The following is a 13264-nucleotide window of genomic DNA, read 5'->3' on the forward strand; positions in this document are numbered from 1 at the left end:
CTTTGGGTCAGGCGGTCCATGTTTGTTTGGGCCGCGCGGCGGCCCGTTTGTGCTCCCAAGCTCAAGGTTCGAAGCAAACGCACAGGGAAGAGCATTGCAAGAAAACAATTCATGAAAAAGGCAAATAAAACATTGGTTTAGGTCGCCGCAATACAGTAATGTTAATGCATAAGGAGAGGCTCTTAGAGGTAGTGTGATGTCTCGGATTTTCTTTCTCATTTTTATTGCCGGATATTCCGGGTGGCAAATGCCACGCTTTTTGCGTCGGATGATTGCGCGATCAGAATTGCATCGGGCATGGTTCCTTGGCGCCACTGGGTTTTTCGAACAGGACGGGACGCGGTTTGGTCTCGCAAATCCGTACCGTGATGAGATTTTTGACGAGGTTTTTCATGATGAATGATCATTCGACATCTCAATTGGGTACAGCGGAGCCGACTGTACAATCGGATCAGACGATTAATCATAAAGGCAATCCAAAAATTGAGAAGTTTGGTGTGGGCCCAAACTGGATGCAATTTGCTGAAGAGCCAGAACTGAGAAGGCTAGCTAAACTTCATATCCGCATAGAGCGCAAAACAGCCGCATTGCAGGCTCTTACGAAAGAGAGACAGACCATTATGCAACGGTGTATCCGCCGTATGCGTCGTCTGTCAGGTAAGGACAAATCGCGATGAAACGTGTTTGGACATCCGTACAGCTCTTTATCGCGTTCTATAAAGACCCAAGAAATCGCAAACGAAAAACACCTCATGTCTGGCTTCCAAAAAATGCAACTGCATGGGTCACGGACAAGGCCGTGAAAGATCAAGAAGCTTTTCTTGATGTGAAGGGTGAGGAAGGTCAAAGGGATGTGCAGATTAAATTTCAGCCCGATCAAATTGTGCTTCGGCGTGATCAGGGGCTTGATTGGTCTGGCATCATAGTCACAGATGATCGCATTCGCATTTTTGTTAATGATCACTGGATCGAGGTGCGCGGGGATGGGTCAGTGAAGCGTCAAGCAGAAACTGCGGCCGTGTCAGATTTTACAATATTGGACGCAGACGGATCTCTGTTTCACTGGACAGAAGACAGGTCCGTCGCTGTTTCCCCAAGTGGCGCACAGGTCACCATTACAAATGAAAGCGAGAGCATAACTTTCACGCCAGACGGCATTATCAAGCACGGAGAAGTTTAAATATATAATGGATTAGGAATATCATCGCATTCTAATCTTCTCGAAAAATCCAGACAGGACAATGAAGAATCTGCCATTCATAATGGATGTTAAAAAAAGGAGATATGCCGCAAGCAAGAATCCAGCAATTGGGCTGAAAATGGTTCCCCAAGCGCAAGCCAATATAAGGATGATGATTCTCACAGAATTAGATTAGGATTATATATAGCCCCAAGGCAATAAATTTTGAAATTTTTTAGTTTTTTATGTATTATCTTCAATATATTAGTTGGATTTCTTTCGTTGAATTTCGCCTATTTTCATTTCGTTTCGTGCCAAAAGAAAATTCTCGATTCATATGCCGACACAGAAATGTGAACAGGCGTGTGAAAATGGTCACCTTTGAAATTTGGTGTAGCACGGGTGTTTAGAGATATTTGGCGCGAATAAGGAGAGCATGAGATGCAATCAATTTTACCAGAAGATGTCGAAGGAAATACGTTCTCTGAAATGCTTCATTCGTTTCGAAAACTCAAAATTTCGATGTCTGAGGTACTGAAGACAGACGGTGATATTCTGCAAGTCTTTGAGGTGTCTGTGCTCATGGATGGCGAAGCGGATAGGATCGAGACTGGTATAGCGTGTCAGCCGCTTATTTTTACCTCCTTCAAAGATTTGATTTCGAATTTGAAAAGTCTTGGTCTGGACGCGGTTAGTTTGCCGCTATTGCCTGGAGAAGTGATCTTTTCGACGGAGGTTGCTTTAAAGGTCAGTGATAGTTCTGACCTAATTCTGGTTGGATGATGAGCGCAGAAACATTTTAAGTTGTTCTCCGGTTCTAGTATTTCAGGCTAGGCAGCACACGAGTTAATTTCTTCCGCCACCGCGCTCGAATAAGGATGCAGCCCAGTCTTAATAAGATTGGGCTGCTGCGGGGGTAATCCTCGAGCTTAGAAAGCAAATACATCACCCAACTATTTGTTGATGATCACGATGTCATCGTTGAGGCTCTTGATAGAGCTTATGGAGACTTATGAGCTCAGAAGAGTGCGAATTTCGTAAATTTAGCAACGATATTGATGGAGAGGACACAAAGGGATATAGGAAATACGCGTTTGGTTTCTGTTTGATATTTTTACAGCCCAGGATCTACTAGCCAGGCGTGTATCGATTTTGTAATGACAGAAACATACGGAAAACAGCGTGAAAAAAGTTCGTTTCCACTATATTCCTCCCCCTTGTGATGAGAGTGATTTTAAAGAACTTTTTTTGCGAATGGCTCGTCTCGGCGCCGGGCTCCCATTAGACAAAGATGGAGCAACACTGAAGGTGTGGACGCCTGAGCTTTTAGCCAGTGCGATCGAGTCAATTCCTGAAAACAAAAAGGGGATTGATATTCGGACTGTGCAGATGTGGTTTCAGGATACAAATGATGCAGGTATTTCTCCGAAGAACATTCGCTGGCTAGCAGTGATATTTGGCTGCGGAGATCCTGAAGCGACCCGCTTGTGGCAAAAAGAGCTCTTTGAATCCCGTTCGCGTCTTTTTGATCGCCGAAAAAACGCACGTTCGAATGATACGAAAATTGCGAATAAGGAGAAGCAGCAAGAGCAGGGTTCTCTCAAAGGAATTGTCGGAATTTCTATTGGTATGTTCGCCACCCAAAATGCGCTTATAATACCAGCCATTCTGTGGACTGGCTTCGGTGTTTTGGCATTTCTGAGCTTCATTGCCGGCGTGGAGAGTGTGACCTATTCCCCTTATGCGGGGATGGATAAGCAGATCGGTTTTCTTTGGGCACCCAGCTGGACAGTTTTGCCAGTCTTTATTTTGCCGGCAATTGCACTTCTTGTTTCGAAAATACTATCGCTTTGGTCTGGCATAGGGAGGCCGTTATTCAATAGTACCGTGACGGGAAAACTTTCACCCTGGGAAGAAAAGGCGTCGGGTTTTAGGTTGGCGTTTACCGTCACTTTTTTTGCGAGTTTTGGTATTATATTCGCTCTTCAATGGGCTGGTGTTTACCTTCAATCATACCACGCCGGTAATAACATGAACTTAATGGTCGATTGGAATATCGCGGCACTTGTGCGGCCTGAAGCAATCAACGCTATGAGCAATATAATCCTCTCATTTGTTGCATATGCCTACTTTGGTTTTGTGATGTGGGTGTATTTCAATAGTTTGCTGATTTTGTATCTCGTCTGCGATGATTTGGCCGATATGACAACAGAGCGATGGAACATTGAATTAACGGACAAACAGCGTGCCGCAATTAATGACATCTTTCAGGATATTTTTCGCGTAATTTTATTGGCCGTGGTTTTGTGTACGTTTATCCGCCTCCAATCGACATACCTAATTGTGGATGCGCCAAACATTTTGTCGTGGCTGTATCGAGACGCTAGCTCGATTTTCGTGGGCGAAGGCGTAGCTATGCTCGAAACCAAAGCAATTGCTAGATTTACAAGCTTAATTCTAGTGTTTTTGAGCCTGTTTGTTTTCACAGCATGTGTACAGAGAATTAGAAATACAGGCTTTTTTGCAGGTTCATTTTCACTTTTTTGGAAAGGGTCTGTACTGACTATCATGACCGTAAATTTGCTTTTAGTAGGTAATGTGAACGGTTTCACTTGGTTGCTTCTGTTCAGCTCTTTGTTGGGCATATATGCAATATTTGACACTGATCTAAAGGGATTTCGATCCACTCTTTAAAAGTTATGGGACAAATGAAAAAAGCACCATTTTCAATAGGAAAAGAAACCGAAGGAAATCATTTTGTTGGATCGGCGTATTGGGTCGAGGCCAGCGATGGCGTGCAAATCCGTATTGGTAAATGGGTTCCTACATCTGAATCTAGAGGCACAGTTCTTATCTGCCCTGGCCGTACCGAATACATCGAAAAATATGATCAGACTGCTTCTAAATTGGCCCATTTTGGATACGCATCAGTTGTCGTGGACTGGCGCGGTCATGGCCTATCTGATCGGATAGCAAAGAACCCGTTTGTATGTCATGTGGACCGGTTTTCTGATTATCAACTCGATATTCATGAGATGATCAAATTTGCCAAATCAGAAAGTCTCCCTGAGCCATTCTTCATGCTGGGTCATTCGATGGGTGGATTGATAGGGTTGCGAGCCCTTACGAACGGACTTCCTGTCGCCGCAGCTGCATTCTCTGCGCCGATGTGGGGCTTGAATTTGTCCAGCGTGGAGAGATCAGTTGTCTGGCCGCTAACCTATGCGGCTAAATTGTTTGGCAATGAAGAAGCATTTGCTCCGGGTGGAGCGGCGCAACAAGAGGTTTGCTATGTTGCTTCAGTACCATTCGAAGGCAACAGGTTAACAAGCGATGAAGTGATGTTTTCTTACATGGTAGATCAGGCCAAGCGTTTACCTGAATGCCAAATTGGCGCACCTAGCATGGGGTGGCTTTTGGAAGCGTTGAAAGAAGAGCGAGAATTAAAAAAAATTGAATCACCAAATGTCCAGGCTGTTGTGTTTCATGGTGACAATGAGGTGCTAGTGGATACTGGCACAATACGTGAACGGATTCAAAATTGGTCGGCCGGAAAACTCATGGTTATCGAAGGCGCACGCCATGAAATATTATCGGAACAGCCGGATATTAGAACATTAGCGACTAACTTTATGGTCGATCTTTTCCAAAGCGTTGCGAGATAAGTGAAATAGTTTTGGCATCAGCTGCACGCGCGCAGCAAATAGAACACAACGCGCGCGCAAGAATTTGATCCCGCTGATTCTGCGAAGGCTTAATTAAATGCGATTGCTCTTGTTTGGCTCTGGAGGAAACGCGGGGACTGCGTGGTCCTCGCGCCATGCTCGTAGTTCGGCGTTGATAAAATCTTCAAGCTCATCCGCTGAAACCCCCTCCTTGAGCGCTTCAATCATCGCCAAAGCTCCATGATGATAGCCGCGCCGAAAGTGTGCTTCATGTGGTCCCTTAGGGGGATCGGATTGGACCGGCATAAGTGTGCTCATTTCAGTGCGCCTCATTCTTGTTCGTCGGCAATGTCGTTCAGTACGTGTGAAATTGAGACAAGCTGATCTTTCATTGCCTCGGCTTCTTCGCATGGGACGAAGATGACTTTTATGCCGTCAACCTCTCGTGTCCTGGTCGCCCATGTGAGCTTGTCAGCGATGTTAGCGGCATTCAAAGCGTGCTTTCTAAGTGTCATTTTTTTCACCTTTCTCGGAAGAGTCTTTCAATTAACAAACTCATCAAGTTGGCCGGATTTGAACAAGCCAGACTCCACAAGCATTGTGGCTAACACACCGACTTCAGCTGCAAACGCACGAGAGCGAATAGGCAAATCCTCCACTTCAAGGTCGCAAACGATCAGTATTTCCGCGAGATCCAGACCAAAAAGAGGAATGATCGTGTCAATATCCGAAATAGAGAAACCATCAGCTCTTAGCATATGCTCACCTGATTCTCCTGATAAATCCGGTATACACACCCAACCAGAGCTGTCTGAGATCATCATAACCGGCTCGTCATCCAGAAATGCAACATAAGTCATGCCTTTTTCTTGTGTCGCAAATTCGCTATGAAAGTCGCCCGCAAAAGACAATCTTGGTCCCAAATTTTCCACCCACGCCGCAGCGATAGCAAGACGATCCAGCATGAACTCAATGGCGGGATCTGTGTTGGGTGTCATCCCTTTCGATCCAAGCTGATCCTTGATAACACAAGCATCAGAGATTCCCTTAAGGAAGTCAGATATCTTCTTATCATCTGCTTCAAACAGGAACCGTATTGTGTCGAAATGATCCAAGGTTAGAACCCAATCATCACCAAAACGCTGGTGTTTGGCGGCGCTGCTCCTTAAATTCAACATCTTGCTCATCGAATTCTTGATGCTGCCAACACCAATTTTGTCACGCCCAAGCAGACGCAAATCCCTCAAAATGCGGCTACCCATCTGCTGACGAAACGTCGTTGTTCTAAAGTCCTCCAAACGACGCTCTTTAAACAGTATGGCCGCTTCTGGAAAGATTGAAACAAACCGGCTCATATCGAAGCGTGGACCTGATAATGTAATTTCCGTAGGAAGCGCTAGATCATTGCAGATTGCAGCCTCCAAATCTTCCTCAAAAGTCGCACACACAACTTTCGAGATCACGCTACAGCATTTCCCAAACTCCTCCGCGCTCATCGGAGGAATGCGCACTAAGATCGGAAAATAGTCGTTGTCGTAAATTAAGTCCTCAAGATTGAACCAGTCGCCTTGAACAAGAAATCTGTCGTCTGAAGGCGGCAGTTCGTTTATGCTTGGCAACGGTTCTTCATCAATAAACTCTTCGTCAAAAAACTCTTCATAGACTGAACAGTCATAACCGAGTTTTTTCAGCGCACTAACGAAAAATTCGCAACAGGTCTTGACGACATCCTCCACACCATTGTCAGCAATTGCCTTATCGAAATCACCTGTGACAGGCTGTCGCCCGACTGTGCATGTCAAGACCCCAGAATATTTAGTATCAATCATTCATCCGTACCTCTCTTGGAATGGTTCACGATAGCTTTGACGGCACGGCGCCCGTGCCAACTTGTGAAATTTCTTTGTTGTGTTTTTCGATATATTTCAACGCGGATTCATGGTCTGTGAATTTCATCGCCTCATCGAGCTTTCCGGTGCTCTTTAGGCCGGTCTTGTCGAGAACATGGGACGACGGCGTGTCAAATGAGATTACATAGTTCATGTGGGGGGGCGCCTTTCTTGGAATGTGTCATTGAACATCCGTCAGCGAGGATCGCATAAGACGCCGACGTTGTTGAATTGTTTCATTTCGAAGCTTGTCGTAGCGATCCTCAATCGCTTTAGTCTTCCGCTTTATCACGAGCGATACAATCAAGCATGCAGTGAGAACGATCCACGCCGATAATGTCCAAGGCTGGAAGGTTTGCAGGTTTTCCAAAAGGGGTTCATCCAGAAAATAACTTCGGGCGAGAAGGTAGCCGTTTGTAGGGACAACCAAACCGTAAAGAGGCCAAGCCTCTAGCCTACTGGCAATTTGCAAGCGGTAATCTATCTCTTTTTTCAGAGCTTTTTCTTCTGATGTTGGCTCCATGATTAACTCAATTTCGCACGCAAGCTGCTTAAGAAGTGGAGAGTTGGCAAAAGTTTGTTGTCGCTGAGAAGGCAAATTTTTACGGAACATTTTTCTCATGACGTTAAACATCCCTCCGATAGTTGTTGCTTCAGGCTTGGTTAAGAACATTCAGTAGCAAATTTCTTGGAAATCTCACTCTCGGCAGCAATGTAACCGTGACGAAGATCATTAGCTTCGCGCCTGCCGCAAAGAGAACACACCGCTCGCGGTAGAATTTGATCCCGGAGACCAGCTTGCCGGGGCAAGGTCGCGCAGTGACCGCAACGGCAATAAATCCATGTCACGTCTCGCCCGGCCATGCTGCACCTCAGTTGGAAGTCTTGTAAATAATCCTGGCGCCATGCTGGATCGTCAATTCGTGGCCGGCAGGAACGTGCGACACCCGTTGATCATATTCCGGCTTGGCTAAGGCGAAGCTGTCGAACGGTAGATCGAGGACAATTTTGCCGTCCTGGTCGCGGAGCACTACCCGATGATCGCAGTGTGATTTTCCCATCTCTGCACCTTTCATGGAAGCCAAATCAGCCTTCGCGTATTGCTGGATTAGAAATCCGACAAATACCGACGCAGGCATATTCAATGCTGCGGCCCGATGTTCCACCCAATGCCGCTCAACTGGTGAAAGGCGGAGGGTTATGGCTTGCAGAGTTCCATCGTCGGCGTCTGCATCAAACGCAGGCAACGGCTCTGAAACAGCATCCCGCAACATCTGTTGCAGTTTGGTTTCTGCTCCATCATTCATGATCTCAGCGATAACCTCTCTAATTACAGTGTGAGTTGGCATTTTCAGAGGCTTTGCAACGTGATGAAGCCAAAATTTTGCAACGCCACGAAAGCGAGCGGTAAAGGCTGGATTGGAACCGTGAAGAGCCTTCTCGATCTCGATTTCCGGCACAGGGCAAGCGACGGCATCGCTCAGAAGTTCTGAAAGGGGCGTCATACGAATACACGGATGGCGCGAACCCCGCCAAGATCGAGAAGTTCAACGAAGGGAAGTGCCGCCAGTTTATCGAAGATCCCTTGGCGGTCTCGTCCCGGTTCAAGCTCTCTCTTTGCAGCCTGTCGAACCTCGTGCTCCGTGTAGGCTCGGACTCCCCTTTTTCGCGCAACAAGAGCCATATTGTGAGCGATTTCAAGCGCCACCGAAAGGTCGCTATCGAGCGGCGCATGTTTCAGCTCGCGATAGCTCTCAATGTTCTCAGCGAGATCAAGCCACCCTTCCGGTGAGACAGTAGTATGTGTGAGTGGGACCGTATTCATGTTATGCACCTCAATTGGAATCTGCTTCGATAGCAGAAATGACTTCCTCAATACTTTCGTTGACGACAAACGACGCGCTTTGTTCTTCAACACCGTCGATCAGGTCTTGAGGGGAAACACGCGGCCCATGAGCTGCTGTCGTCACGATTAAGGTCTCTCCGTCTAGGTTAGGCTTCACAGCAATGATGTGTTGCTTGGCGAGATAAATAGGAAATTCGCCCTGATTGAATTTGATCATTTTGCACCTTTCATGGAAGTGTCGGACGCACGGCGCGCGCATCGACAAAATGGACGGCAATTGCATCTGATCGCCATCCTTTGACAATTTCGAGCTGATCGTGCGGCAGGCAGGACAGCGCCTCGGTCGCTACCTGCCTTTCAGCGATGCCCGTCAGGAGATTGACCCCTCCTCGATGACAGAGACCTTGCAAATCCGCCTCGATGACAGTCCCCCGCAGGCTGTCTCTGAGGCAGTCGGCTGCCGGGCCGGAAACCGTAATCGCATCACCGGGCACCAGCTCCAGCATGTTCTCGGCGGTTCGCTTCAGGGCCTCAATTTCAATTGCCGTGTCGCTCGCTGTTGAGTCTATCGAGATCATTTGTCCGCACCTTTCTTGGAAGTATCACTCTTCATCGCTAAATTTCCAAAATTCTGGTGGGCCCAATTTTTGTTCCGAATTATCAGTTTTCGAGTTCCGCCGGTTCACAGGTTTTTCTTGATCGTGAGATGCAGCTTTTAGCCCTGCTTGAAATGCTTGCTCCAAGCCTCGCGCGATCTCTCCCCCAGGGTCACTGTTGAACCCGTACTTTCGGCGCTCCTTATGCTTGCCAATCACAAGTCGTCCAAACTCACGGAATATTTTTGCTCGTGTCGCTTTATCGGCGTCTTCGACTGCACTGTCAGAAACGAAGCTTGCTGCCATCTTCAATGGCACAGCCTTAAGCCGTTCTTGAAATGGATGGCCTTTAATTGATCTACCCATCACCATCACCCTTCTTGGAATGGTTGATCATTCGAACGCATCAAAATCGGAATCCAAAAGGTCACTTGGAATTTTCCTTCTCATTGATATTTGCTCGGTTTTTTTTCTAACTGGCCTGTTGCCAAATTTTTTCTTTAAATAATAATTAGTAACATTGAATCTTCGACAAATATCCGTGACCGAAACGCTCAGATCATAGAAGTAGAGTTGTTCAATTCTATGAATTTCAACATGATCAACATGAGCACTCAAATCATCTTCGGCATAGATTTCGGGCCAAAGCACATGGGGCGTCGTCCCGAGTTTATTCGCAATTGCGTCGGCAACCCGTAGTGAGCGCGATCTCCCATTACTTACCGCAGTCACTGTTGTATGCGACACACCAAGAGACCTTGCGATCTCCGAAAATGAACTCCCCTTAAGCGCTAGCTTATGCCGGATGGTCAAATGGCGTTTCTTCGTATTGTTCATTGTCGGCCTCACTCGCCCTGGGGGGCACCTTTCTTGGAATGGTCTTTTAGAGCTGAGCTTTCGTAAAATCTGCTCCCCTTGCCCGACAACAGAACTTGGCCGCAGCCCGCACAATCGACGGTGTAACGATCCCTGTCTGGGTAATCTGTGAAGCTCACCACGTTAACTGCACCGCAGTCGTCGCAAATATGGTCCTCTGTCGATTGGAACAAAGCCATTAGTCCGCACCTTTCATGGAATTCTCAACCATATGAAGCTATTTCAGCTAAAGCGCTGTCGTGCATTTCTTGATCAACATGAATTGACCCTATCAAACTCTGACGCTCTTCTTTTGTTAAGTCCTCGAAGAGGATGCCTTGATCAGAAGCATTCTGAACGGCCTTTGTTTGTTTCATTTCCTCGATGAGAGAGACGTAGAAAAAATTTGAAGTTTCATCATCTGGTTTTGTGCCAGATAACCTAAAATACTCACGCCACCATTCTGGTTTCGGGACGGAGTTATTTTCTGTTGTGTTTGCGGAATCTAGATGAGCGCGGACCTTTTCTAGGCGTTTAAAGCGCAACTCAAAGAACCATGATATTAGAAGTATGATTATAGGTATAGGAACAACAAATAATATATTGGGAAAAGATGCGTTCATTTTTACTCACCTTTATTGGAAGTTTCGTGGTTCAGTTCCGAGGCATCAAGCACCGCAGCCGCAGCCCGCAAATCGTCAGCATTATTGTAGAGCGTGGACTTGCTTACGCCTTCGATCCGTTTCGCGATCTCCACAAACGATAATCCTTGGCGCATAAGGTCAACGACTTCGCCCCATTTCTCGTGCTCAGGGCCGAAAGGATTTTGCCACCCCAATTTCGTTCCCCTCGCGCGACGCGCCGCCAAACCCGCTTTTGTCCTCTCAGAAATCATGTCTCTCTCGAACTGAGCAAACATGCCTATCATATGAAACATGAGCTTCCCTGAAGCTGTTTCAGTGTCGATGTTCTCGGTCAAAGAAATCAGACGTGCCCCACGCTCTCGGAGAAGATCCGCTGTCTGAATCAACTCAGACAAATTGCGACCTAGCCTATCGAGTTTCCACACAACAAGGCCCGCTCCTGGGCGCATAGCCTTCATTGCATTCCTAAACCCTGACCTTCCAGAGATCGTTTTGCCGCTCGCTCGATCTGTCAAAATTCTGTCGCGCTCGACGCCAAATTTGACCAGCGCATCAATCTGCATATCGAGGCTTTGGTCTTCAGTCGAAACGCGGGCATACCCGAAAAGCAAGGATGGTTTCTCTTGTGTCATTGCTTTGAATTAGCACAGTTTGACACACTCGGAAAGAACATTTGGAACGATAAGTTGGAATTATCTATTGCAATGAAATAAGTGTTGGAATAGTGTGTTGGAAATAGGGAGAGCAAAGCTGCTTTCCAATTCCAACTAATGCCCGGAGGCCGAAATGAACAACGAAGCATGGCGCGCATTTGCTGGCGATTTTAATTCGATGACGGACGCCGAGATCGAGACTGAAACCCAGATCGCGCAAAACCACATTGATGAAAACGAGGCATGGGTTGAGGCAGTCGCGTCTTGGAAGGCCGCAGGAAAGCCCCGAACTGACTTCGATCTTCAAGATGCCATCCTCAGCAAGCCGGGTGAAAGCCTGATCGAGACGGTCAACGCCGCTCGCGATGAAAATTCCAACTAACGCCGGGAGGCGAAAATGACTTACGAAATCAAATTTGAAGATCAGGGTCAGGATTTGTTACGGATCACTTGTGACGAGGCAACCGGAGAGATCAAATCGGCTGGCCCATATCACAATGATCATTATGCGGATGGTCAGCATTTTGTTGATGTTGGTCAGCTCACAGACAATCGTATGGTTTGGTACATCGGTCGTGATGGCTCGAAACAATGTTTCAAGTGGCCCATGGTTAAGCTGTCACTTAACGGCGAAACGCTGGCCGCCGCATAATTTCAACTTACGCCCGAGGAAAGCATTTTGAAAAATCTTTTGACCAAAATTGACGATTTGATGTCGCGTCCCGCAGTGCAAGTCTCTGTCGCTGTTGTCTTCAGTTTTATTCTAGGGGCTGTAGTCTTGTACTCGGTTTACGACGCTGTAAATGAAATAAAGCACGGATCGACATGGATGGGTGACCCTTACGATGCGTCTATGTTTCCCCTCCTGCTTGTGATGAAGCTGTTAGGGTCGCTTGTGAAATTCGTTTTGTGGGGCGTTGTGATCGTTGGCGCGGCACTTGTTCCGACTATTCCGTTCTTCGTCTTATACGACCTTAGAAAGGGCCTCAAATGAGCGAGATCACGCCGTATATTTTGTATCTCCTTCTCTGGGCGATAGTGCTTTTGGCCTCTGTTCTTCCATACATTTTGGCACCTTTCTTCATGGGTGCATTGGTCAGGTTCGTTCCTGAGCTGGAGGAATTGCGCCCGAAGTTCAGAGTGATGTTTCTTCTTCTTGGGCTTGGGATTTTTGCGAAGCTTGGGGCCGCTTTGATATTTGCGGAAAGATTGGCTTCAGTGGTTAGCTTTCTGGGAACAACACTGTTCGCGGTTGCTTGTACTCTAACGCTCTACATAGCCTTTCAATCCTACAAAATTGGGCAACGTGAGTGAAGGATGTCTAATGTCCACACTGCTATTCGATAAGGATGATTTGCCGCGAGAGCCGCGCACCATTCGGATGCGAGTTAAAGATGCTGGCAGCGGTATGATCAGGTTTAAGTGCAGTTGCTGCGGTCACGACACTGGCTGGATCGAGGACCGCTGGACTGTAACAGAAAATCAGCGCGGGCTTCCTTGCCCATGCTGTAATGAAACTTCCAAATAACGCCCTAAGGAGGCTGATATGACCGAAGAAAACCGCTCGCCGGAATGGTTTAGAAACACGGGCTTACTGTTCCTCGCTCTGTCGGGCGTAAGCTTGGCCTTCGCTGTAGTCGGCAAGAAAATGGCTTTGAACTACCCGGACTATGCGGCGGCGTTCAGCGCGGGTAAGTATCTGATGGTGGCGGGTTCTGCCTTTGCTCTTGTCTGCGCCTATCTGTTTCTTTCGGTCTACATCAGGCTGCGCCGCGAAAGCGACCGTAATTCTTCCACCTGAACCCCCGGAGAAAAATTTTATCCTTTGTGGTGAAGGATTTTAACTGGCCTCGCTTTTTGTAGCGGGGCCATTTTTTGTTTTCGGGGAGGTTCTGTGTTGCCCGATCGAGGCGGAACCTCCGGCCCCGCCCCGTTC

23 protein-coding genes are annotated in these 13264 nt (G+C 47.2%); 10 read left to right on the forward strand and 13 right to left on the reverse strand.

Annotated elements, in window-relative coordinates; genetic code table 11:
• Positions 1-392 precede the first annotated feature (392 nt).
• The 5 genes from LC094_RS21235 (at position 393) to LC094_RS21255 (ending at position 4845) form a co-directional block, all read left to right on the forward strand.
• Positions 393-677, forward strand: a complete 285-nt coding sequence (locus tag LC094_RS21235; protein ID WP_226554799.1) for a hypothetical protein — start codon at positions 393-395, stop codon at positions 675-677.
• Entirely contained in the window at positions 674-1180 is a 507-nt protein-coding gene (locus tag LC094_RS21240; protein WP_226554800.1) for a hypothetical protein, read from the forward strand. The genes LC094_RS21235 and LC094_RS21240 overlap by 4 nt, the downstream gene beginning before the upstream one ends.
• Positions 1181-1621: 441 nt before the next feature.
• Positions 1622-1963, forward strand: coding sequence for a hypothetical protein (locus LC094_RS21245; RefSeq protein WP_226554801.1), 342 nt, complete (start codon positions 1622-1624; stop codon positions 1961-1963).
• Between the two features lie 399 nt (positions 1964-2362).
• Positions 2363-3874 carry a hypothetical protein gene (locus LC094_RS21250; protein ID WP_226554802.1) on the forward strand — a complete coding sequence of 504 codons (1512 nt, stop codon included), beginning with the start codon at positions 2363-2365 and terminating at the stop codon, positions 3872-3874.
• Between the two features lie 14 nt (positions 3875-3888).
• Positions 3889-4845: an alpha/beta fold hydrolase gene (locus tag LC094_RS21255; protein ID WP_226554803.1), complete on the forward strand. Its 957-nt coding sequence runs from the start codon at positions 3889-3891 to the stop codon at positions 4843-4845.
• 93 nt (positions 4846-4938) lie between these two features.
• Here the strand turns inward: LC094_RS21255 and LC094_RS21260 are convergent, their stop codons facing one another.
• The 13 genes from LC094_RS21260 to LC094_RS21320 all read right to left on the reverse strand — a co-directional run bounded on the left by LC094_RS21260 (position 4939) and on the right by LC094_RS21320 (position 11307).
• Positions 4939-5163, reverse strand: coding sequence for a hypothetical protein (locus LC094_RS21260; protein WP_226554804.1), 225 nt, complete (start codon positions 5161-5163; stop codon positions 4939-4941).
• Between the two features lie 11 nt (positions 5164-5174).
• Positions 5175-5360, reverse strand: a complete 186-nt coding sequence (locus LC094_RS21265; protein WP_226554805.1) for a hypothetical protein — start codon at positions 5358-5360, stop codon at positions 5175-5177.
• A gap of 27 nt (positions 5361-5387) precedes the next feature.
• Complete coding sequence (locus tag LC094_RS21270; protein WP_226554806.1) at positions 5388-6674, reverse strand: DUF177 domain-containing protein; 1287 nt, start codon at positions 6672-6674, stop codon at positions 5388-5390.
• Between the two features lie 25 nt (positions 6675-6699).
• On the reverse strand, positions 6700-6888 hold the full coding sequence (locus tag LC094_RS21275) for a hypothetical protein (protein ID WP_226554807.1): 189 nt from the start codon (positions 6886-6888) through the stop codon (positions 6700-6702).
• A 27-nt stretch (positions 6889-6915) separates the two neighbouring features.
• On the reverse strand, positions 6916-7407 hold the full coding sequence (locus LC094_RS21280; protein ID WP_226554808.1) for a hypothetical protein: 492 nt from the start codon (positions 7405-7407) through the stop codon (positions 6916-6918).
• Positions 7408-7606: 199 nt separating this feature from the next.
• The gene (locus LC094_RS21285) at positions 7607-8239 is read right to left on the reverse strand and encodes a hypothetical protein (protein ID WP_226554809.1); all 633 of its coding nucleotides are present in this window, start codon (positions 8237-8239) and stop codon (positions 7607-7609) included.
• Positions 8236-8559 (reverse strand): hypothetical protein, encoded by a 324-nt coding sequence (locus LC094_RS21290; RefSeq protein WP_226554810.1) that lies wholly within the window; start codon positions 8557-8559, stop codon positions 8236-8238. Before LC094_RS21290 ends, LC094_RS21285 begins: the two co-directional genes overlap by 4 nt.
• Positions 8560-8569: 10 nt before the next feature.
• Positions 8570-8797, reverse strand: a complete 228-nt coding sequence (locus LC094_RS21295; protein ID WP_226554811.1) for a hypothetical protein — start codon at positions 8795-8797, stop codon at positions 8570-8572.
• 10 nt (positions 8798-8807) lie between these two features.
• A complete protein-coding gene (locus LC094_RS21300; RefSeq protein WP_226554812.1) occupies positions 8808-9158 on the reverse strand; it encodes a hypothetical protein in 351 nt (116 codons plus the stop codon).
• Positions 9159-9182: 24 nt separating this feature from the next.
• Entirely contained in the window at positions 9183-9542 is a 360-nt protein-coding gene (locus tag LC094_RS21305; RefSeq protein ID WP_226554813.1) for a hypothetical protein, read from the reverse strand.
• A 27-nt stretch (positions 9543-9569) separates the two neighbouring features.
• Positions 9570-10013 carry a helix-turn-helix domain-containing protein gene (locus LC094_RS21310; RefSeq protein ID WP_226554814.1) on the reverse strand — a complete coding sequence of 148 codons (444 nt, stop codon included), beginning with the start codon at positions 10011-10013 and terminating at the stop codon, positions 9570-9572.
• A 242-nt stretch (positions 10014-10255) separates the two neighbouring features.
• On the reverse strand, positions 10256-10654 hold the full coding sequence (locus LC094_RS21315; protein ID WP_226554815.1) for a hypothetical protein: 399 nt from the start codon (positions 10652-10654) through the stop codon (positions 10256-10258).
• A gap of 2 nt (positions 10655-10656) precedes the next feature.
• Positions 10657-11307: a recombinase family protein gene (locus LC094_RS21320; protein WP_226554816.1), complete on the reverse strand. Its 651-nt coding sequence runs from the start codon at positions 11305-11307 to the stop codon at positions 10657-10659.
• A gap of 154 nt (positions 11308-11461) precedes the next feature.
• Between LC094_RS21320 and LC094_RS21325 the strand changes: the two genes are divergently transcribed.
• From LC094_RS21325 to LC094_RS21345, 5 genes are all read left to right on the forward strand, one after another.
• The gene (locus tag LC094_RS21325; RefSeq protein WP_226554817.1) at positions 11462-11710 is read left to right on the forward strand and encodes a hypothetical protein; all 249 of its coding nucleotides are present in this window, start codon (positions 11462-11464) and stop codon (positions 11708-11710) included.
• Positions 11711-11725: 15 nt separating this feature from the next.
• The gene (locus LC094_RS21330) at positions 11726-11980 is read left to right on the forward strand and encodes a hypothetical protein (protein ID WP_226554818.1); all 255 of its coding nucleotides are present in this window, start codon (positions 11726-11728) and stop codon (positions 11978-11980) included.
• 27 nt (positions 11981-12007) lie between these two features.
• Positions 12008-12322: a hypothetical protein gene (locus LC094_RS21335; RefSeq protein WP_226554819.1), complete on the forward strand. Its 315-nt coding sequence runs from the start codon at positions 12008-12010 to the stop codon at positions 12320-12322.
• The gene (locus tag LC094_RS21340) at positions 12319-12642 is read left to right on the forward strand and encodes a hypothetical protein (RefSeq protein WP_226554820.1); all 324 of its coding nucleotides are present in this window, start codon (positions 12319-12321) and stop codon (positions 12640-12642) included. Before LC094_RS21335 ends, LC094_RS21340 begins: the two co-directional genes overlap by 4 nt.
• Positions 12643-12874: 232 nt before the next feature.
• Complete coding sequence (locus LC094_RS21345) at positions 12875-13129, forward strand: hypothetical protein (RefSeq protein WP_226554821.1); 255 nt, start codon at positions 12875-12877, stop codon at positions 13127-13129.
• Positions 13130-13264: the final 135 nt, after the last annotated feature.

It is taken from the genome of Celeribacter naphthalenivorans (genome assembly GCF_020524585.1).
Taxonomy (GTDB): Bacteria; Pseudomonadota; Alphaproteobacteria; order Rhodobacterales; family Rhodobacteraceae; genus Celeribacter; species Celeribacter naphthalenivorans.

Excerpts from the sequence above, each read along its gene's own strand:
- LC094_RS21235 (WP_226554799.1), top strand. The coding sequence starts at position 393 with ATGATGAATGATCATTCGACATCTCAATTGGGTACAGCGGAGCCGACT.
- LC094_RS21240 (WP_226554800.1), top strand. The coding sequence starts at position 674 with ATGAAACGTGTTTGGACATCCGTACAGCTCTTTATCGCGTTCTATAAA.
- LC094_RS21245 (WP_226554801.1), top strand. The coding sequence starts at position 1,622 with ATGCAATCAATTTTACCAGAAGATGTCGAAGGAAATACGTTCTCTGAA.
- LC094_RS21255 (WP_226554803.1), top strand. The coding sequence starts at position 3,889 with ATGAAAAAAGCACCATTTTCAATAGGAAAAGAAACCGAAGGAAATCAT.
- LC094_RS21260 (WP_226554804.1), bottom strand. The coding sequence starts at position 5,163 with ATGAGCACACTTATGCCGGTCCAATCCGATCCCCCTAAGGGACCACAT.
- LC094_RS21265 (WP_226554805.1), bottom strand. The coding sequence starts at position 5,360 with ATGACACTTAGAAAGCACGCTTTGAATGCCGCTAACATCGCTGACAAG.
- LC094_RS21270 (WP_226554806.1), bottom strand. The coding sequence starts at position 6,674 with ATGATTGATACTAAATATTCTGGGGTCTTGACATGCACAGTCGGGCGA.
- LC094_RS21275 (WP_226554807.1), bottom strand. The coding sequence starts at position 6,888 with ATGAACTATGTAATCTCATTTGACACGCCGTCGTCCCATGTTCTCGAC.
- LC094_RS21280 (WP_226554808.1), bottom strand. The coding sequence starts at position 7,407 with ATGTTCTTAACCAAGCCTGAAGCAACAACTATCGGAGGGATGTTTAAC.
- LC094_RS21285 (WP_226554809.1), bottom strand. The coding sequence starts at position 8,239 with ATGACGCCCCTTTCAGAACTTCTGAGCGATGCCGTCGCTTGCCCTGTG.
- LC094_RS21290 (WP_226554810.1), bottom strand. The coding sequence starts at position 8,559 with ATGAATACGGTCCCACTCACACATACTACTGTCTCACCGGAAGGGTGG.
- LC094_RS21295 (WP_226554811.1), bottom strand. The coding sequence starts at position 8,797 with ATGATCAAATTCAATCAGGGCGAATTTCCTATTTATCTCGCCAAGCAA.
- LC094_RS21300 (WP_226554812.1), bottom strand. The coding sequence starts at position 9,158 with ATGATCTCGATAGACTCAACAGCGAGCGACACGGCAATTGAAATTGAG.
- LC094_RS21305 (WP_226554813.1), bottom strand. The coding sequence starts at position 9,542 with ATGGGTAGATCAATTAAAGGCCATCCATTTCAAGAACGGCTTAAGGCT.
- LC094_RS21310 (WP_226554814.1), bottom strand. The coding sequence starts at position 10,013 with ATGAACAATACGAAGAAACGCCATTTGACCATCCGGCATAAGCTAGCG.
- LC094_RS21315 (WP_226554815.1), bottom strand. The coding sequence starts at position 10,654 with ATGAACGCATCTTTTCCCAATATATTATTTGTTGTTCCTATACCTATA.
- LC094_RS21320 (WP_226554816.1), bottom strand. The coding sequence starts at position 11,307 with ATGACACAAGAGAAACCATCCTTGCTTTTCGGGTATGCCCGCGTTTCG.
- LC094_RS21325 (WP_226554817.1), top strand. The coding sequence starts at position 11,462 with ATGAACAACGAAGCATGGCGCGCATTTGCTGGCGATTTTAATTCGATG.
- LC094_RS21330 (WP_226554818.1), top strand. The coding sequence starts at position 11,726 with ATGACTTACGAAATCAAATTTGAAGATCAGGGTCAGGATTTGTTACGG.
- LC094_RS21340 (WP_226554820.1), top strand. The coding sequence starts at position 12,319 with ATGAGCGAGATCACGCCGTATATTTTGTATCTCCTTCTCTGGGCGATA.
- LC094_RS21345 (WP_226554821.1), top strand. The coding sequence starts at position 12,875 with ATGACCGAAGAAAACCGCTCGCCGGAATGGTTTAGAAACACGGGCTTA.